Source organism: Shewanella sp. HL-SH2, from assembly GCF_051164935.1.
Classification (GTDB): Bacteria; Pseudomonadota; Gammaproteobacteria; order Enterobacterales; family Shewanellaceae; genus Shewanella; species Shewanella glacialimarina.
The window spans coordinates 2,742,382-2,761,785 of record NZ_CP195035.1 but is presented as its reverse complement, the minus strand read 5'-3'; the positions used below and the strand labels follow the sequence as shown (position 1 = coordinate 2,761,785).

Genomic DNA, 19,404 nt, shown 5'->3' with positions numbered 1-19,404 from the left:
CTTGAATTAACGAATCCCATCCCTATATCTTATTTGTAACAAGATGAAAGTTAAAAACGCTCAACAGAGGTTTTGATATTTTGTTATCGATTGTGCCGAAAGGGCAATGAAAACTCGCCAATAATGGCTTAATTTTTTACATATTGCTTTAGACAAGGATATGATTATGCGTAATTTTTCTATTTCTCCAGATTTAACCCCACTATACCGTAGCGCTATTGGCTTTGACCGTTTAGCCCAGCTTGCGGAACATGCCGCAGCGAACAATGGCAACAATGGCTATCCTCCATACAACATCGAATTGCTCGGTGAAAACCTTTATCGCATTACCATGGCTGTTGCTGGTTTCAACATGACTGAACTTGATATCACTAGTGAAGGTGAAAAGTTATTAGTTAAAGGTAATAAAGCTAACACAAAAGATGAACGTAAATATCTTCATCAGGGCATTGCTGAACGAGGTTTTGAACGGGTATTCCAGCTTGCAGATCATGTCAGAGTCGTCGGCGCTGAGTTAGAAAATGGATTGCTGAATATTGATTTGGAACGTGAGATCCCAGAGGCAATGAAAGCCCGTAAAATTGAAATTACTCGCTCTCGTATAATCGAAGAGTAACCCTTAATTCATAACACGTTTCATTGTTCTCAATTTCCTCCCAAATTAGATGAATAGTTTCATCAGGGCTTAGTAGAAGTGACTAGGCCCTTTTTAGTTTTTATGTGGTGAGCAATATGGCTTAAATTGCTATCAGTAAGCTTTTTTTAATTGGTTATATCCAATAATACAGCCCCATTACCTTTGGTGGCCAAGGTATCGTTCGGGTTATAAATAGGGCAGCTAGTCATCGACAGGCAACCACAACCAATACATCCTTCAAGTGAATCCCTCAAATCTTCTAATGCTGCAATTTGTTTATTTAATTGCGTTTTCCACGTTTGCGACAGTTGAGTCCAATCATCTTTGTTTGGGGTTCTTTGATCAGGTAAATGACTAAACGCGGTTTGAATATCCTGCAGGCTAATCCCGAACTGTTGAGCCGCTTTAATCACAGATACCCGTCGTAACACATCACGTTGATAACGACGCTGATTACCTTGATTACGCAATGATTTAATTAGCCCTTTTTGCTCATAAAAATGCAATGTCGATACCTTAACACCACAACGTTTAGCCACTTGTCCCACAGATAGATCGTACTCGTTCAACATATATAAGCCACACACAAAAATTAAGATAACTAAAATAACGAAAAAAATGCTTTACCTCAAGTTAACTTGAGGTTTTATGCTGTGTCTAGTTAATTTAATTGGGATTAAAAATAAGGACATATCATGCATTTAGAACATGTAAATATCGTTGTAAAAGATTTAGATCAAACATTAGCTTTTTATCGTGCTGCCATGCCTCATTGGCGGATAAGGGGAGGCGGCGAGTCAACGTGGTATGGCGTTCCACGTAAATGGGTACATTTTGGTGATGACAAACAGTACTTATCTTTTAATGATTCCGGAACCGGCAAAGTGCGAGAGCTAGCCTCTAATGAAATGGGTGTAGCCCACTTTGCTTATGTAGTTGCTGATTTAAACAGTTTAATAGCACGTTTAAACAATGCAGGGTTTGAGGTGCGTATTTGGGGTGGAAATGAGCCCCATGCTAAAAGTGTGTATTTTATTGACCCTAATGGTTTTGAAGTTGAGTTTGTTCAGTACCTAAGCGACTTGCCGTTGGAGCGTAATATCTATCAATAACAAGGAAGTAATATTGTAGTGGCTTAGGTTTAGCGTTGTTTAAGCAGTAAAAATTTTAGTGTGCTTGTTATCATGAAAGTTATCAGACTGTTACCGATAGGGATTTACGTAGTTGTTAATAACCTATTTTAAGCTGTAAGAAATTGATTAATATATTATTAATAAGGTGGCAATCTGTTGTTAGATCTGATTTTTATTGGTGATGAACCAGTCAAAAGTAATTGATATGTAAATTGAGTGATCTTTATCCTGTAATGCTTCGTAAAATAAGGCGACAACAAAACTTAACTCTCTACAAAAACTCTCTAAAAAGGAAAATACAATGTTAAAGAAAGCAATTACAACACTATCGATTATCCTTGCCAGCTTTGCGTTTGTGACCACTTCTTATGCAGAACATCATGGTATGAAAAAAGACATTGTTGATGTCGCTGCTGAAAATGGATCTTTTAACACTTTAGTCGCTGCGGTAAAAGCGGCAGGGTTAGTTGAGACGCTTAAGGGAGAAGGTCCGTTTACAGTGTTCGCACCAACGGATGAAGCTTTTGCAAATCTTCCGGCCGGTACTGTTGAAATGTTACTAAAACCAGAAAACAAAGATAAGCTAGTCGCTGTATTAACATACCATGTAGTATCAGGAAAGTTATTGGCGGCAGATGTGGCTAAAATTGATAGTGCTGCAACCGTTCAAGGTGAAATGGTGATGGTAAAAGTTACTGACGGTAGCGTCATGATAAACAATGCTAAAGTTATTATGGCTGATGTTGCTGCAAGTAACGGTGTAATACATGTAATTGATACAGTATTACTGCCTAAGTAACACATTCGAAGTTAATCCGTTATAAATATTCCTAATCTGGGCGTTGATGATAGATAACACCCAGATTAGTATTTCTTTTTGCTGTTACACAGAATCTTTTACAGGCTTGTTTTACAGGCATATATCGACGCTAATCAAACAGAGTGAAAATAGTATTTAACGCCAATCGCTGTCCAACCAATTAAACATCGTCAGGCTATAGTTAATTGAAACTAATAATTGTTTTGTTTGATCTGGCAAATCATTTTTTAGCCAAATTTTAGGCTTACCAACAAAAGATAAAGCACCAACTTGTTCTTTATTATCAAAAAACTCAAGTCCTGAGCTTAATGATCGCCATGGGGCTGAATGTCTCTGCTCAATAATATCCCCCTTTTTTACTAAGCTTACATTCTGTGAAATATCTTCGACTTGATAAGACCGATCATCGCTTTTCACTTGAACTATTGTTGTTTGATTTTGATAAGATTTTAATGTCAGCTGCCAAAGTTTTTGATTGTGTTTGATAGCACATACTAGGTATGTTTTTAACCGGGTATTATGACTAGAATGAGAACTTGGACTAGAAAATTCAATATCATTTGCTTCTGTCTCTTTAGTCAAAGACTGCGAAAAAATTTCACATTTTGATGTAGAAACATTTTCATTATTTTGTTGAAGGGTGAAAGAAAACCTTTGTGTATCATCAACTTCATATTCTGCGCTAATGAATGAAAGAGCATCATCAAAAAGTATATAATTGATAAAACTTATGTCTTTCTTTCTATCAACTAAGTTTTTTTGTGAGCTTTTCCAGGATGTTTCTGCGTTTACAACGGAATAGATACCCAAATCATTGTTATAAACTGAATCAGGGATCCTAAAGCTAGGATTGTCCAGAATGATGACTGTAGAACTAGTCTGAAACTCATCAGAAAGAGGAATTGTTTGATCTATTTTAGATACACAGGATGTTAATAGTGGCAAGGAAAGCGCTATTTTAAGCAAATTTTTAGTCATATATTTATCTTTAAATGATCCTAAGCTATCACTCAACAAGGAAGGGAAGTTGTTTTGAGTATTTAACTCAGATTGACGAATAGTATTAATAATTCAACACTTTGCCTTTAAAATACACGTTTTGCAAAGCTTTATTCAGAGAAAGGATAAGTTTACTGCTAGGGTGGGAGACTTTGCATGGTTATGTTTTGGTGAGGTTTAGTGGGCAATTATTGATTCTGGATTAGACCGACCTTATATTATGTAAACAGCAGGTCGGAATAGAAGATGAATCTAATTATAATTGCTCGCATTAACGCTGTTTATATTGGGTTGGGCAATAACCTCTGCTTATTTCAGGGTTTCTGAGTTTTAAATGCTTTGTGTTGCGGCCACTGACCCTTTCACGCCACAGTTTGAAACTTTTAGGTTTAAGGCGACTGCGCATAAATTTAATCACTAAAGGTTCATTCATTCCGAACTGCAGCTCTATTGCTTCAAAAGGCGTTCTGTCTTCCCAAGCCATTTCTATAATTCTTGATTCTTCGCTTAATGAAAATGACATGGCACTACCTTGGATCAGTTAATTATTTCTATAAATACTGTAACGCCAAGGAAGAAGATCAATTTATACAGTAAATTGAGCAGAATTTTCTACTTTGTATACCTAAGTTGATGTGGTTGATAATTAACTTAGGCCGCAGAGGAGGATTGTCAGCTATCAATTTAATTGATGTGAAATATAAAAACTCGCTGCTAAATTAAGATAATGACTTTGGTACACCTATTTCGCAAATATGATTATTAATCTTGTAAGCGAGTTTTTATCTGTTTATCGTTGGCTATGAGTATTGGTTAGTCTGCTGACAGCTCACCAATCAAGTTCATTTGCATCGATTTCTTAATTTCTTCTGGTGTCAAATTTATTGAAAGCAAATAGTGTAATTTTGCTAATGCTGCTTCAATAGTCATATCCATACCACTTATTACGCCAGCCTTAGCTAATGAATTGCCTGTGGCGTAACCGCGCATATTGACTTTGCCCTGAAAACATTGAGTCAGGTTCACTAGGACTATGCCACGCTCATCGGCCTGTTTTAATGCCTGTAAAAGCAGTGGGTCCTGTGGTGCATTACCCACACCAAAGGTAAGCATGATTAATGCTTTAACCGGTTGCTGTAAAATATTGTTAAATATCTGGGTTGAAATTCCGGGATATAAAGTCACTACCCCAATAGGCTGCGGTTTGATATTAATTACATTTAAAGGCGAGTTTGTCGGCTGAGTGATTTTGCCTTCTTTGATATTAATCTTAATACCCGCCTCAAGTAGTAGCGGGAAGTTAGGTGAGGCAAATGCATCAAAGCCATCGGCATGGGCCTTAGTTGAACGATTACCTCTAAACAATTTATTGTTAAAAAATAAACAGACTTCTGCTATTGGGTAATTGGCAGCGATATACAATGAGTTTAATAAGTTTGTTTGACCGTCAGAACGAAGCTGCGCTAAAGGAATTTGAGAGCCGGTCACAATGACAGGTTTTGATAGCCCTTGTAGCATAAATGACAATGCTGAAGCGGTATAAGCCATAGTGTCGGTGCCATGTAATATGACAAAGCCATCGTATTTTTCATAATTAGCTTTTATGTCATTAGCGATGAGTTGCCAATCCGTAGGCGCCATATTTGAAGAGTCAATTAATGGGCTGTATTCCTGGATCACAAAGCTTGGCATTTCTTCATGATAAAACTCAGGCATAGACTGAACGCAATCGGTTAAAAAGCCAGAAACAGGTGCAAAACCATTAGCGGTTTTTTGCATACCTATTGTTCCGCCCGTATAGGCAACGTAAATAGCGCGTTTAGTCATGGATTAGCTCAAATTAGATTAATTTTACATAATGTGTAAATTATACGAGTTATATTGTCGAATCGATATAAAAAAGCCTGCTAAGCAGGCTTTTTTTACATATTTAATAATTCTATGCTAAAAACTAGAAGTCACATTGCTCACAGTAAAGGTACACTCCCTGCGGGTCATCAAACTTAGCAAAGTCTTCAATCACGCCACTCCACTGGGTTAACATGGTTTCGAGTATGGATGATTTATGCGCAGATACTGGTATATAAGCCGCTGAGGCGCCTATTAACTGTTGAATAAACTGTTGTTCAGTAGTCAATTCCTGTTCAATTAATTTGGTATCAAACTTATCCATTTCAGCCAGTTCTGCAGCTTTTGCGATAGCTTGTTTCATGTCGCCAATTTCATCAACAAGACCTAATTCAAGTGCACGGTTACCGGTCCAAACTCGGCCCTGGGCAATATTATCGACTTGTTCAAGTGTCATATTACGCTCGGAGGCAACAAGAGAAATAAACTCATGGTAACCACGTTCTATATGACGTTGAATAACGGCTTTTACATTGGGACTTAAACTGCGAGTAGGTGAGAGACCAGCCCAATCTGATGTTGCTACGCCGTCTGAATTAACACCCAAATGGCTTAGGGTATCTTCAAAGGTGGCAAACATGCCAAAAATACCAATTGAACCGGTAAGCGTCGTCGGAGTTGCATAAATATAATCAGCGCTTGCTGAAATCCAGTAACCGCCAGACGCGGCTAAACTTCCCATACTCACAACAACGGGTTTACCTGCATTTTTAAGTGCCAGCACTTCTTGGCGTATTTGCTCTGAAGCAAATGCACTGCCACCAGGGCTATCTACCCGTAACACCACAGCTTTTACTTTATCGTTTAAACGAGCTTTACGCAGGTATTCAGACGTGGTTTCACCGCCAATTTGTCCAGCAGGCTGGGCGCCATTAAGAATGTTACCTTTTGCGACAATAATGCCTACTGAATCATTTTCAATAAACTGAGGTAGCGGTGCGGTGAGTGATAGGTAATCATTGAAACCTATTTGACGGTATGAATTACCTTCTTTATTGCTACCGACAAGTTCTATCATGGCGAGGCGAAATTGCTCAGCAGAAACAAGCTCATCAACCCAACCCATATTCATTGCCATCAATGCACTGTCACCGTTTGCTTTATCTAACTGAGCTAAATAAGCATCGGTATCAAGCACTAATTGCTCAGGGCTAATGCCGCGGTTTTTAGCAACAATAGTTGAATAGCTTTGCCAAATATCGCCCAGCAATTCATCACTCGCAGCTTTGTCAGCGTCAGACATGTCATCACGAATAAAAGGTTCTACCGCTGACTTGAAAGTACCAACACGAAAAACATGGGTGTTAATTTTAAGCTTTTCTAGTGCAGACTTATAGTAAAGGCGATAACGGCTTAATCCATCAAGGCTAACCATGCCTTTAGAATTTAAAAATAAGGTGTCTGCATAACTCGCAAGGAAGTACTGGTTTTGACTGTAACCATCCTCCATTGCAATCACCTTTTTACCGGCAGCTTTAAACTCAGTTAACGCATCGCCAATATTAGTCATTTTGCTTACACCTGCCGAGCGTAAGTTACTTAAATTAAGTACTATGGTGCTAATTCGTGTATCTAGGGTGGCGTTGTTAATCACATAAAGCACATCCGCTAACAGAATTTCAGCATCGGGATTATCATTGCCCTGTGCTAACACGGCTTCAAAGGGATCAACAAAGCGTTTTTGATCGACTATGTGACCAGATAAATTGAGCACTAAGGCTGTTTGATTGTCGAGCACAATTTCATCTTCTGAAGTCATGACCGCAATAATGATGATTGCTAATATGCTGAAAAAAATAAAATTGATAATTAATTTTCTTATAGTGTTCACTGTATTCCATAATAAGGTGAACAACCTTTTTAAAAACGGGGGTTTAGTGGACATTTACCACTCCTATAACATTCTAATAATGTCATCCTAACTGAAAATGGATTTAAATGGTAAATTCAATTGTAAACGTTTTTGACAATCCGCTGTGTCAATGATTGAGCTTTATCAAAGTTAAGGTTATGCTGGTTTCAATCACTTGTTTAAAAAGGATGTTTGAATGTCGTTTCCACACATACTAGAACCTTTAGATTTAGGCTTCACGCAGTTGAAAAACCGCGTGTTAATGGGCTCTATGCACACAGGCTTAGAAGAAGAAAAAGGCGGATTTGAGAAACTGGCAGCGTTTTATAAAGAACGAGCCGCTGGCGGAGTAGGTTTAATTGTTACTGGCGGTATCGCGCCTAATATGCGTGGACGTCTTGCGCCTCATGCATGCCAATTAAGCTTTCCTTGGCAAGTCAGTAAACACAAAATTGTTACCGATGCAGTGCATGACGCTGGCGGTAAAATCTGTATGCAAATTTTGCATGCGGGTCGTTACAGCTATCATCCTTTTAGCTTGGCGCCGAGTAAAGTGAAATCGCCGATCACGCCTTTTACCCCTTCGGCTATGTCATCAAGACAAGTTAATAATACCATTAAAGATTATGCCAGCAGCGCTAAACTAGCCCGTAAAGCAGGTTACGATGGTGTTGAAGTGATGGGATCAGAAGGGTACTTGATTAATCAATTTATCAGTTCTCGTACCAATAAAAGAACCGATGAATGGGGCGGCAGTTATCAAAACCGGGTTAAGTTTCCTTTAGAAATAGTCAAAGCTATCCGTGAGAAAGTCGGTAAAGATTTCATTATCATTTTCCGTTTATCTATGTTGGACTTAGTCGATAATGGATCAACTTGGGATGAGGTTGTTGAACTGGCAAAATCATTAGAAGCCGTCGGCGTGAGTATTATTAATACCGGTATTGGTTGGCATGAAGCGCGTGTACCGACTATTGCCACCAGTGTACCAAGGGGCGGCTTTGCATGGGTGACTGAAAGATTAAAATCAGAAGTTAACATACCTTTAGTGGCCACAAACCGTATTAATACCCCAGAAATTGCTGAGCATATTATTGCCTCCGGTCAAGCTGATATGGTGTCTATGGCACGGCCATTTTTAGCGGATGCTGAATTTGTTAACAAAGCTGCCGCTAATCAAAGTGAGTTAATTAATACCTGTATTGGCTGTAATCAGGCTTGTCTTGATCATACCTTCTCGATGAAGCGCGCCACTTGTTTAGTGAATCCGCGTGCGTGTTATGAAACAGAAATTAACTTTACACCAACCCAGGCGAAGAAACGCATAGCAGTTATGGGCGCAGGTCCTGCTGGCATGGCGTTTTCGGTCTATGCAGCAACTCGCGGCCATGATGTGGTGTTGTTTGAAGCGAAGAGTGAAGTGGGCGGCCAGTTCAACTTGGCGCGTAAAATCCCTGGTAAGGAAGAGTTTAATGAAACCATTCGCTACTTTACCAATCAGATTAAACTGCTGAAGGTCGATTTACGTTTAAATACTAAGTTAGATGCCCAAGTATTGAAGCAAGAACACTTTGATGAAGTGGTTATTTCTTCAGGTGTAGTGCCGCGTAATCTTAAGCTAGAAGGCTTTGACGATCCCCGTGTAGTTGATTATCAAAAGGTGCTTAATGGCGAAGTTGAAATTGGTCAAAAAGTCGCATTAATCGGTGCCGGTGGTATTGGCTTTGATATGGCGCATTTCTTATGTGAAAAAGAGTCTTCTACATTGCAACCCGATAAATGGTTAAAGCAGTGGGGCATTGATAAAGAGTATCAGAATCGTGGTGGACTGACAGAAGAAGCGGAGCATCACCCAAGCCGTGAAATCTATTTGCTACAACGCAAAACCACTAAAATGGGCAAAGGCCTAGGCAAAACGACTGGTTGGATCCATCGCTCAGTGCTTAAACAGCATGAAGTTAATATGATGACCGGAGTCAGTTATGAAAAATTTGACTCACAAGGGCTGCATATTAAAGTCGGCGATGTATCTCAAATTCTTGCGGTTGATAATGTCGTGCTATGTGCGGGACAAGAATCAAATCGCACCTTAGTGGATGAAATGAAAGCGACAGGGCTACCGGTTCATCTTATTGGTGGTGTTGATGTTGCCGCTGAGTTAGATGCTAAACGTGCGATAAGACAAGGTGCTGAATTGGCTATGTCAATTTAGATCTTGGATGAGGCAAGTCGCTATTTTAAAAGCCTAACATTCTGTGTTAGGCTTTTTATTTATCCTTAAACACAGTTTCCGGTACTAAAGGCAGTGGCCACGGGTATAGCTTAATTCAACTAGCAATATACCAACTAGCATCATGGCCACCCATTCCTGCTGGCTAAATATTAACCGCTCAACTACGCTTTATGTACCCTTCCTAAATGGTATTTGAAGATGGCCAGACCAAGACAAACTATCGTTAGCTTAGAAGATACACCTTACTATCACTGTTGTTCGCGGGTCGTGCGTAAGGCTTTTTTGTGTGGTTTTGATAACTCAACAGGCGAAAACTTTGAGCATCGACGAGAATGGGTTGATGCCCGTATTCTTGAATTAGCGACAATTTTCGCCATTGATATTTGTGCCTATGCTGTGATGAGTAATCATTTACATGTAGTGGTTAAAGTGGATGCTGACAAAGCAAAACAATGGTTAGATAAAGAAGTGCTAATTCAATGGCACAAAGGCTTTAAAGGTACTTTACTGACACATAAGTTCGTAAAAGGTGAAGAGCTGAATGAATTTGAATTAAAGACGGTAAACGACAGTATCATTCAATATCGCCAACGTTTGATTGATATCAGCTGGTTTATGCGCTCACTTAGTGAGCCAATAGCCAGAATGGCCAATAAAGAAGATAAATGCACAGGTCGCTTCTGGGAAGGTAGGTTCAAGTCTCAAGCATTACTAGATGAAGCCGCAGTATTAGCCTGTATGGCCTATGTCGATTTGAATCCTATTCGCGCCAAAATGGCTGCTACCCCTGAAAGCTCAGACTATACCAGTATTCAGCGTCGAATAAATTCAGCGATAAAAGGTGAGCAACCAACAGAATTGTTGCCTTTTGTGGGTAATGAGCGTTTGAACATGCCTAATGGGTTAATGTTCAGTGTAAAAGACTACATTGTTCTGGTTGAAGATACCGGCAGGATTATTCGACAAGATAAGCGCGGTGCCATTAGCGCAAGTAGCCAGGATATTCTGAATCGATTGAACATTCCTGCTGAAAACTGGTTAAAAATCACTACCGAGTTTGGCGCATTATTCAAAGGTGCGGTAGGAGCTTTACCTGCATTAACTGACTATTGTGACCATTTAGACCGAAAACGACGACAAGGCGCAGCGAACTGTCAGCGCTGGTTGTGCGCTTAACCGTTAACTTTCCTCCAAATAACTTTCCAATTCATACTTGAATGATATCAGTATTTCTGCAGTGTTAAATTCACTAGATGACTAATCAACGACTAATGTAGCGCTAATTTTCAGCAATATCGATTCAAATAATTGGATTGAGTATCTAGAAAAGAACTGTCGTAAAAGGGATCAAAACGGGTTATGTTATTTTCTTAAAAATGGGTGGCTATGTTTTAGGTGTTATCTTAAAAATGGGTGGCTATGTTTTAAACATGCCTAATGGGTTAATGTTCAGTGTAAAAGACTACATTGTTCTGGTTGAAGATACCGGCAGGATTATTCGACAAGATAAGCGCGGTGCCATTAGCGCAAGTAGCCAGGATATTCTGAATCGATTGAACATTCCTGCTGAAAACTGGTTAAAAATCACTACCGAGTTTGGCGCATTATTCAAAGGTGCGGTAGGAGCTTTACCTGCATTAACTGACTATTGTGACCATTTAGACCGAAAACGACGACAAGGCGCAGCGAACTGTCAGCGCTGGTTGTGCGCTTAACCGTTAACTTTCCTCCAAATAACTTTCCAATTCATACTTGAATGATATCAAGTATTTCTGCAGTGTTAAATTCACTAGATGACTAATCAACGACTAATGTAGCGCTAATTTTCAGCAATATCGATTCAAATAATTGGATTGAGTATCTAGAAAAGAACTGTCGTAAAAGGGATCAAAACGGGTTATGTTATTTTCTTAAAAATGGGTGGCTATGTTTTACTCATAATCAATGCGAATACGAAAGGTAAAAGCTTTATTACAAAACTTGAGAAACTATTTCACATTGCATATAAACCAGAACTAAATTTTCCGAAAGGCTTTCCAAAAAAATATATGCCGTTGGCTTACGATGAAGATTTCATGACGTCATTGAGTTCAATATAAGACCTCATAACCAACGGCTGCACCGGACAATTTTTTGCTCGCTGAGCCGGGCGTTATATGCACTGTTCAATTATGGGTGGCATTGTTTTTCTTTAGCGAAACGCCCATAGTTAAAATATTAGTCAGTGAATAGAGTGATTACAAAGCCCGCATTGCGGGCTTTGTTGTCTCTGGCCTAGGCTGCCAGCTCGTTATCGTTGGATTGCAGGGTCTGTTTCTCGGCTGCTTGTTCGGCCTGTTGCTCGGCAAGATACTCACTGGCTATGGCCTTGTGTTTATTGATGCTCATGCCGCGGGCCAAGGTTTTCAGCCGTGTGGCCATATCAGACGTCTGGCCCTTGTCGGCCTGACCACTTTGGGCATCCAGATCTTGGCCTTTGACGAACCAATGGCACGTGTCCTTGTGCGATTGCCTGCCACGTATGACGCTGCTCTGTCCATGGCGGTGGTGTACAGCACAATTATAGCCACCTATCCTGCGCTAATTCCCTCGACAGACAGCCAATCACAGGCTGTCTGATAGCCTATCTAAATCAGCCAATTAACGAAAAAAAGCGTCTCTAGGAAAATTTTTCCAACAAGGTATACTGAGCTTAATTTCATGCTCTTTAACACCGCAGCTCTCTAAGCGAAAACGCCTCCAACGTTTTGACGCACGTCAGGTTCGCTCATTCACATGAACGGCCGGGTGTACGATTACAACCTTGGTAGGTTTATGAGTGTAGACCCGCTTATTCAGAGTCCGACCTCGACCCAGAGCGTGAATCCGTACTCGTATATCATGAACAACCCGCTAGCAGGAACAGATCCGACCGGGTATGCGGCGGAAGAAATAGAGAAAAAGATAAAAGTCAGCGTGACAGGGAGCAACATTAAGCAGACTGTAACAGCCACCGCCAAGAGTAACGGCAGTGGTGGTGTAACCATCACCTTCTCAGGTGGTAATGGTGCGGCCAGATCTGCGGCTATGAATGCGGTTGCTGGAAAGCTGTCTGGTCAAGGTTTTCAGGTCAGCAATGTCGGGAGCTTGGGGGATAATGCGGCTAAGGGGTCAGAAGCATCAGGACATTCTGAAAATAAGGTCGAGCCATTTAAATTGTCAACAACCATCGATCGGGAAAAAGCAGACGATGAAACCCTTATTAATGAGATGAGTAATACGAATTTTATTTACGATCCAAACCACAAGGTATTTCAAGAAGAGTCCAATAGTAATGTAGCCGCCTTTAGGGTTGCAAATGAAACGAGCACAACTATTTATGTCGGTAGAAAGCTGATAGATGTTGATGATCCTAATATGACTTTTCCTTATCATAAGTCTGTTATAAGAGGGGGAGATACAGGGCTTTTGTTTGTTGGATTGCACGAGTTTGGTCATGTCGTTGGTAGGCAATATAGCAACATATGGGATGCGGATAAAAAAGAGCGATTTGCTAATTCATTTGCAAAGAAACACTATCCCAGAAGGCTATCAGGAACAGATGTTAATAGGAAAGATATTAAGTTTGCAAAAGGGATAGATTAAAAATGAAAAAATCAATTGCAGTCTTATGGTTGATGAGTTTGCTTATGGCCTCTAACGCACTTGCTAGTAACTACCACTATGATAACTATGCATTTGATGCAGAAAGTGAAGGTAAACCAAGTTATTTTTATTTCAACTTAAAAGATTCATACACACTGGATCCTACAAATGAATATAGAAGCTTAGTTTTATGTAAATCAGAAGGAAAATACTTCTGTGTTAAAGATGGTCTGTTTAACTTTGCGGTTCCTATTGGCCCTTTGAAAGTTGGGGGTAATTGGACGATAGATGGCAGAGAGTTTGCTGTTAAGAAAGAGGTGGAACTAAAACTACTCGGTAAATCTGAGCAGACTTATTTAATCAACTCAAAAATTAACAAATATATAAAGTTTCAGTTTTTTTACTCAATCGAACATGGGCTATTAGCATTTTCAATCACATCGCTGGATGACGACAATACCGAAATGTATTTTTTGCGTGAGGAGAAAGGGCTAGGCAGCCGTAATTGACCTGAGGCAGTTGATAACAAAGTCCGCATTGCGGGCTTTGTTGTCTCTGGCCTAGGCTTCCAGCTCGTTCTAGTTCGTCATGTCCATCTAGATGGCATTTTGTGGTCCATTATTAGCGGAAGCCTGGTCCGAGCAATTCGGAGTGCTGGTCCTTGAGTTGCGGAGCAATTGTCCATTGTGGGCGGAATATGCACTTACAAATACTAATCCGAAACTCACGAATTAGAGCTAAAAATCTAACAAACTTCTGTCCAAAAACGAGTTAACTCTTGTTCTGATTTAGCTTTTAATACAATCACAAATGAAGCTAAATCGAAGAGATAAAAATGCAGGTGCAGATGAGTCAGCGAGTATCCAAAACATGGATGTTTTGGTTAAGCCCACATGGACGTGCTTGCGGCGTCTCGCTGGACCATCTGCACTTGTAGTCAATCTCAAGCCTATGAGAATTTAATTCTATCTGGTTACACTTTTATTAAAATGAAACCTTTCAACCCGCCTTTGTCCAGAAGTGAGCTTGAAGCTCACCAAGCTTTATCATTATCGCTCGGCAATGAACGTCGCATGTATGTTATCGATGCTAATTAACCTCATAGGTAATTTGTGCGGCTTGTTTTGTTACTTTCGCTACTACCTCCTTTGCTACCTAATCTATTATTTGCGCTGTTGTCGAACATTTATCGCCCCACTTTTGTGCATTTAAACAACTGTTTTAATGCGTACTAAATAAGCCAAATATTCTTATTTATTCATAACGCACTGTAATTAAATAATATTGTATGTCTTATTATTGTCATCAATCTGTCTTCTTACTGTTACTTAACACTGGCATGGTAGCTGCTATTACTTGTTATGGTGCAGAGCATGGAGACAAATATGGGGCTAGAGAAGTTACTGTATTTGCAGGGCGTTGGGGCAGAGTTTATTGACTGCTTTGGCAGGCATGTAAAAATTGATCAACACGATAGGCTAGGGATAGTAAAGGCGATGTTGGCACCAAATGGCCATGAGCCATTATCAACATCCTTAAATAAGCATTTGCCAATTAATAGCAGTATTAATAAAAGCATTAATAAAAGCATTAACAACAGTATCAGTCACGATGAACCTTTAAGTGTTTCTATCGTTGAAGAGACTGTTTATACGTTAGATGCAAAGCCATGGTTATCGATATTACCTTCTTTTCAATACAGTTATGTATCAATGGCCGCTGCACACATTCATTTACCTGAACAAGATGCTGTGGTTAGGGTTGAAATCATTTTTGATCAAATGAGTCGTCGTCCTATAGATTCACCTAGCAGCACTGTATTTACTTGTCGTACGTGTGACATGGCCATTATTGGTGAGTATTACTACCAAGGTGTTCGTTATTGCCGCTATCAATTTACCCTCAATCAATTTACTGAATTTGCTATTCCTGATGGTTATCATCATATATCGGTAGAAATTGAGTCTGCAGCGAATATAAACACGGTTTCTTCTGCCTCAGCAACTTTACTTATTGCCCCTAATCATTGTTTTGATGCTGGGCAGGTTAAGCAAAACCAGCAAAAATTGTGGGGAATAAGTGTCCAACTTTATAGTTTAAAAAAGGGCGGCGAGGGTTTTGATGCAATAGGGGACTTTAGCAGCTTAAAAAAAATGATTGAATATAGTGCCTCTATGGGGGCTGATTTTGTCATGCTTAATCCTTTACATGCACTTGATATTGCTAATCCTGACAATTGTAGTCCCTATAGTCCAACAGACAGAAGACGACTGAATCCGCTCTATATCGATCTTGATGAGATGCACAATCTGTTAACTAAAGACGGTAATAGTTATGTTGATATGAAACATAATGATTTTGATATGAAAATAAATCATTTAAAAAATATCAGTTACAAAAAGGTTTTTGACTATAAATATCGCTCGTTTGTAATTATGTATGAATTATTTTCTGCTAATAGTAAGGCTGTAAATTCAAGTTATTATCAACAGTTTCGCCAATTTGTTGAGCAAGAAGGTCAGTCACTGCAGCAGTTTTGTGCAGATCAGGTATGTCAATCTCCCCAATGGCTAACTATGCCAGAAGAGTTTTATGCCTATTTGCAGTTTATCGCGGTAGAGCAACTTAAGGCATGCCAAGCATATTGCACATCCCTTGATATGAAAATCGGCCTGATTGGTGATTTAGCCATAGGCGCCTTACTTATTGGCAATGAAGTACAAAGCAATATTAGTCAGTTTTGTACACAAGCCAGTATTGGTGCGCCGCCAGATCCTTTTTCGGCAAGTGGCCAAAATTGGGGGTTAACGCCATTAGACCCCGTTAAGCTGAAACAGGCTGACTATCAACATTTTATTGATTTGCTTCGCACCAATATGCGCTTTTATGGTGCAATTAGAATTGATCATGTTATGGGATTACTCAGACTCTGGTGGTGGCCTGTTAATAAACACTGGGGCAACGGCGCCTATGTTTATTACCCATTAGAGACTCTACTCGCCATTGTTTGTATTGAGAGCCATCGCGCTAATTGTGTTGTTATTGGTGAAGACTTAGGCACGGTTCCGCCTGAAATTATCGATGCTATGGCTCAGCGTAATATTTTATCGAATCAATTATTTTATTTTACTACACAACAACATCAGTTCTGTCCGCCTGATTCACACAAAACCAATAGTTTAATGATGCTGGCAAATCATGATGTCGCACCATTAAAAGCCTGGTGGCAAGGTGAAGATTTATTGATCCGTCAGCGCTTAGCGCAATATGAGTCAGAACAGGATTTTATCACCGAAGCTGAGCAACGTGACGTTGATAAATGGCACCTTATTGATTGGCTAGTTATCGGGCTTGGCCAAGTTAAATCTGGTGGCCTGCATTTGCCTGATGACGTCAGTTTGTTACTTGCAGAATTACAAACCTTGTTAAGCCAATATCATCAGATACCTGTCGACAAACGTGCATCTCACATGGGCTTAAAAAAAGTTTTATCTGAATTAGTTTTCAATCGGTTACTTAATGCTTGGTTGATTGTGGCGTCAACAAGTCAATCAACATTATTTTGTGTCCAGCTTGCTGATTTGATGGCTGATAACCACTGCGTCAATATTCCGGGAACCTGGAAAGAGTTTCCTAATTGGCAACGCCGATTACCGATGACCTTGACGCAACTGTTTCAAGATAAGGCCATTCAGCAACGATGCCAATTAGTCTTGGCGAGCAGAAATCACCACAACCAAAATGAATAGCCAGAACAACTTAATACCGTTACGCCAGCAAACGACAAAAATTACCTTATGGAAGCCATTATGATGATAACAAGTGACACCAATATTCATGCTTCAGTGCTTAGTCAGATAAGTGTGGGTCAATTTAACGATGTGTTCTCGCAACTTGGAATGCATTATGTTGAAGAGTTTAAATCACTTGTTATAAATTGCTTTTTACCAGAGGCAAGTCAGGTTGAGGTGATTGATTTAAAAAGTGGTCGTAAAGTGGCAACACTGACTGCGGTTGATGCTGGTTTTTTTAGTGGCAAAATTCCCCGTCGTAAAAATAAGTTTCAATATCTATTGCGAGTCAGTTATCCGCTTAGTGTGGTTGAGATTATTGACCCTTACCAATTTGATAGCCTACTTGATGATAAAGATGTTTATTTATTCAACGAGGGCTCACAGTTACAAGCTTATTTATTTCAAGGCGCTAATTGGCAAACCCACCAAGGTATTAAAGGGGTTCACTTTTGCGTGTGGGCGCCTAATGCACAAAATGTTGCGCTTGTTGGCGATATGAACCATTGGGATCCGCGCCGTCATATATTAAGACGACATCCAGCAAGTGGCTTGTGGGACATCTTTATCGCTGATGTTGATGCCGGCATGCATTATAAGTTTAGTATTGAAGATGCGCAGGGCAATAGGCATGAAAAGTCAGATCCCTACGCCAAAATGATGCAGGCTGCACCGGGGAATGCATCTATTGTGACTGATGTTGATGCTTATCAATGGCAAGATACTAACTGGATGACACAAAGGATAGCTAACGCACAACAATCTAGTCGTCAAAGTTGCAATCAACCGATGGCAATATATGAGGTGCAACTAGCCTCATGGCGCCGCAAAGGGGACACAGGTGAATGCTTTTATGACTATCAGCAATTAATCGATGAACTTATTCCCTATGTCAAAAAAATGGGTTTTACACATCTGCAATTAATGCCGATCAGTGAATATCCATTTGATGGTTCGTGGGGTTATCAACCCGTAGGCTTGTATGCACCGACCTATCGTTTTGGCAAACCAGAAGGCTTAAAAGCCTTTATCGACAGTTGTCACCAACATGACCTAGCAGTGTTGCTTGATTGGGTACCGGCACATTTTCCTAAAGACCCACACGGCCTGGCTCGTTTTGATGGTTCATGTCTTTATGAACATGCCGATCCACGCCAGGGAGAGCACCCAGATTGGGATACCCTTATTTATAACTATGGCCGAGCGGAAGTTAACAGTTTCTTGTTAAGTAATGCTTATTACTGGTTAAGTGAGTTTCATTTTGACGGCCTTAGATTAGATGCCGTGTCGTCAATGTTGTATTTAGATTATTCAAGAGAACAAGACCAATGGTTACCCAATGAACACGGGGGCCGTGAGAATTTAGCTGCGATAAGTTTTCTAAAACGACTGAATATCGAAATGTATCAAGCTTTTCCGGGCATAGATATGGTCGCTGAAGAATCTACCGCTTGGGGCGGAGTGACTCAAAGTACCGAGCATCAAGGTTTAGGTTTTGGTTATAAGTGGAATATGGGCTGGATGAATGACTCGCTTAGTTATTTAAAGCGCGATCCGCTTTATCGCTCTCACCACCACAATGAACTGACATTTGGTTTAGTGTATGCCTATACAGAGCAATTCATACTGTCGGTTAGTCACGATGAAGTGGTGCACGGTAAGGGTTCGCTCATTAATAAGATCCCCGGAGATGACTGGCAAAAATTTGCTACTTTACGGGCCTACTTTGGTTTTATGTGGGCTCATCCAGGCAAGAAGCTGTTATTTATGGGGTGCGAATTTGCACAGCGAAACGAATGGAATCATAACCTAAGTTTAGATTGGCATTTACTAGAGTATCAAGCTCATCAGCAAATACAGCACTGGATCCAAGATCTTAATGCACTTTACCTGCACACCCCGGCATTATATGCACTTGATACTCATCCGGCGGGTTTCAGTTGGCTTGATTGCCATAACGAGGCCAATAGTATTTTAGTGTTTGCTCGATTTGGCAAACAGTCTAATGAGCATGTAGTGATTGTGATCAATATGACACCAACAGTGCACCATGATTTTCGCATCGGTTTACCTCAACATACAGCTTATCAGCAAGCGTTAAACAGTGATGATGCCCGCTATGGCGGATCGCACCTGATTAACGAACATGCTATCGATGCTGAAGTTCAAGCATGGCAAGGGCAAGATTACAGTGCGCTGATAACAGTGCCGCCATTGTCCTGTGTGATTTTTACGCCAGTCATTAAACCGTCTGTAAAATCACTCTCGCAACCTAAAACAAAAGCACAGTCTGAGCCTAAAGCTAAATCAAAGCCGAAGACGTCATCTAAAACCTAAGGGTAATCGATAAAAACTGGTTAAGTCCGTTTATTGTTTTTGTGCGTGTTGTAAAGGAGTGGCGAGTATG

Annotated in this window: 15 protein-coding genes and 2 pseudogenes; 11 read left to right on the top strand and 6 right to left on the bottom strand. The window is 40.1% G+C overall.

Going from position 1 to position 19,404, the window contains the following annotated elements; genetic code table 11:
- Positions 1-166: 166 nt before the first annotated feature.
- Positions 167-616: an Hsp20 family protein gene (locus ACRWP9_RS11980; RefSeq protein WP_434926194.1), complete on the top strand. Its 450-nt coding sequence runs from the start codon at positions 167-169 to the stop codon at positions 614-616.
- A gap of 146 nt (positions 617-762) precedes the next feature.
- Here ACRWP9_RS11980 and soxR read toward each other — a convergent pair whose 3' ends face one another.
- Entirely contained in the window at positions 763-1,209 is a 447-nt protein-coding gene (soxR, locus tag ACRWP9_RS11975; RefSeq protein WP_434926193.1) for a redox-sensitive transcriptional activator SoxR, read from the bottom strand.
- 120 nt (positions 1,210-1,329) lie between these two features.
- Between soxR and ACRWP9_RS11970 the strand changes: the two genes are divergently transcribed.
- Together ACRWP9_RS11970 and ACRWP9_RS11965 are read left to right on the top strand one after the other, a co-directional pair.
- Positions 1,330-1,749, top strand: coding sequence for a VOC family protein (locus tag ACRWP9_RS11970; RefSeq protein ID WP_434929047.1), 420 nt, complete (start codon positions 1,330-1,332; stop codon positions 1,747-1,749).
- A 322-nt stretch (positions 1,750-2,071) separates the two neighbouring features.
- Positions 2,072-2,569, top strand: coding sequence for a fasciclin domain-containing protein (locus tag ACRWP9_RS11965; protein ID WP_434926192.1), 498 nt, complete (start codon positions 2,072-2,074; stop codon positions 2,567-2,569).
- Positions 2,570-2,725: 156 nt separating this feature from the next.
- On the opposite strand, the gene ACRWP9_RS11960 is transcribed toward ACRWP9_RS11965, so the two are convergent.
- The 4 genes from ACRWP9_RS11960 to sppA form a co-directional block, all read right to left on the bottom strand.
- Positions 2,726-3,568 (bottom strand): hypothetical protein, encoded by an 843-nt coding sequence (locus tag ACRWP9_RS11960; protein WP_434926191.1) that lies wholly within the window; start codon positions 3,566-3,568, stop codon positions 2,726-2,728.
- A 292-nt stretch (positions 3,569-3,860) separates the two neighbouring features.
- Positions 3,861-4,112, bottom strand: a complete 252-nt coding sequence (locus ACRWP9_RS11955; RefSeq protein ID WP_434926190.1) for a TIGR03643 family protein — start codon at positions 4,110-4,112, stop codon at positions 3,861-3,863.
- A 290-nt stretch (positions 4,113-4,402) separates the two neighbouring features.
- On the bottom strand, positions 4,403-5,416 hold the full coding sequence (gene ansA, locus ACRWP9_RS11950) for an asparaginase (RefSeq protein WP_226415699.1): 1,014 nt from the start codon (positions 5,414-5,416) through the stop codon (positions 4,403-4,405).
- 124 nt (positions 5,417-5,540) lie between these two features.
- Positions 5,541-7,382: a signal peptide peptidase SppA gene (gene sppA, locus ACRWP9_RS11945; RefSeq protein ID WP_434926189.1), complete on the bottom strand. Its 1,842-nt coding sequence runs from the start codon at positions 7,380-7,382 to the stop codon at positions 5,541-5,543.
- Between the two features lie 163 nt (positions 7,383-7,545).
- On the opposite strand from sppA, the gene ACRWP9_RS11940 reads away from it, so the two are divergent.
- From ACRWP9_RS11940 to ACRWP9_RS11930, 3 genes and pseudogenes are all read left to right on the top strand, one after another.
- Positions 7,546-9,561: an FAD-dependent oxidoreductase gene (locus tag ACRWP9_RS11940; protein ID WP_434926188.1), complete on the top strand. Its 2,016-nt coding sequence runs from the start codon at positions 7,546-7,548 to the stop codon at positions 9,559-9,561.
- Positions 9,562-9,780: 219 nt separating this feature from the next.
- The gene (locus ACRWP9_RS11935) at positions 9,781-10,758 is read left to right on the top strand and encodes a transposase (protein ID WP_434926187.1); all 978 of its coding nucleotides are present in this window, start codon (positions 9,781-9,783) and stop codon (positions 10,756-10,758) included.
- Positions 10,759-11,009: 251 nt separating this feature from the next.
- A pseudogene (locus ACRWP9_RS11930) lies at positions 11,010-11,297 on the top strand (transposase); the annotation flags it as partial.
- A 559-nt stretch (positions 11,298-11,856) separates the two neighbouring features.
- Here ACRWP9_RS11930 and ACRWP9_RS11925 read toward each other — a convergent pair.
- On the bottom strand, positions 11,857-12,003 hold the full coding sequence (locus ACRWP9_RS11925; RefSeq protein WP_434926186.1) for a hypothetical protein: 147 nt from the start codon (positions 12,001-12,003) through the stop codon (positions 11,857-11,859).
- 354 nt (positions 12,004-12,357) lie between these two features.
- On the opposite strand from ACRWP9_RS11925, the pseudogene ACRWP9_RS11920 reads away from it, so the two are divergent.
- The 5 genes and pseudogenes from ACRWP9_RS11920 to glgB form a co-directional block, all read left to right on the top strand.
- Positions 12,358-12,438 (top strand): annotated as a pseudogene (locus tag ACRWP9_RS11920) (RHS repeat-associated core domain-containing protein); the annotation flags it as partial.
- A gap of 24 nt (positions 12,439-12,462) precedes the next feature.
- Entirely contained in the window at positions 12,463-13,206 is a 744-nt protein-coding gene (locus tag ACRWP9_RS11915) for a hypothetical protein (protein ID WP_434929152.1), read from the top strand.
- A 2-nt stretch (positions 13,207-13,208) separates the two neighbouring features.
- On the top strand, positions 13,209-13,715 hold the full coding sequence (locus ACRWP9_RS11910) for a hypothetical protein (RefSeq protein ID WP_011497744.1): 507 nt from the start codon (positions 13,209-13,211) through the stop codon (positions 13,713-13,715).
- 876 nt (positions 13,716-14,591) lie between these two features.
- Entirely contained in the window at positions 14,592-16,955 is a 2,364-nt protein-coding gene (gene malQ / locus ACRWP9_RS11905) for a 4-alpha-glucanotransferase (RefSeq protein WP_434926185.1), read from the top strand.
- A gap of 60 nt (positions 16,956-17,015) precedes the next feature.
- Positions 17,016-19,334, top strand: a complete 2,319-nt coding sequence (glgB, locus tag ACRWP9_RS11900) for a 1,4-alpha-glucan branching protein GlgB (RefSeq protein ID WP_434926184.1) — start codon at positions 17,016-17,018, stop codon at positions 19,332-19,334.
- Positions 19,335-19,404 lie beyond the last annotated feature (70 nt).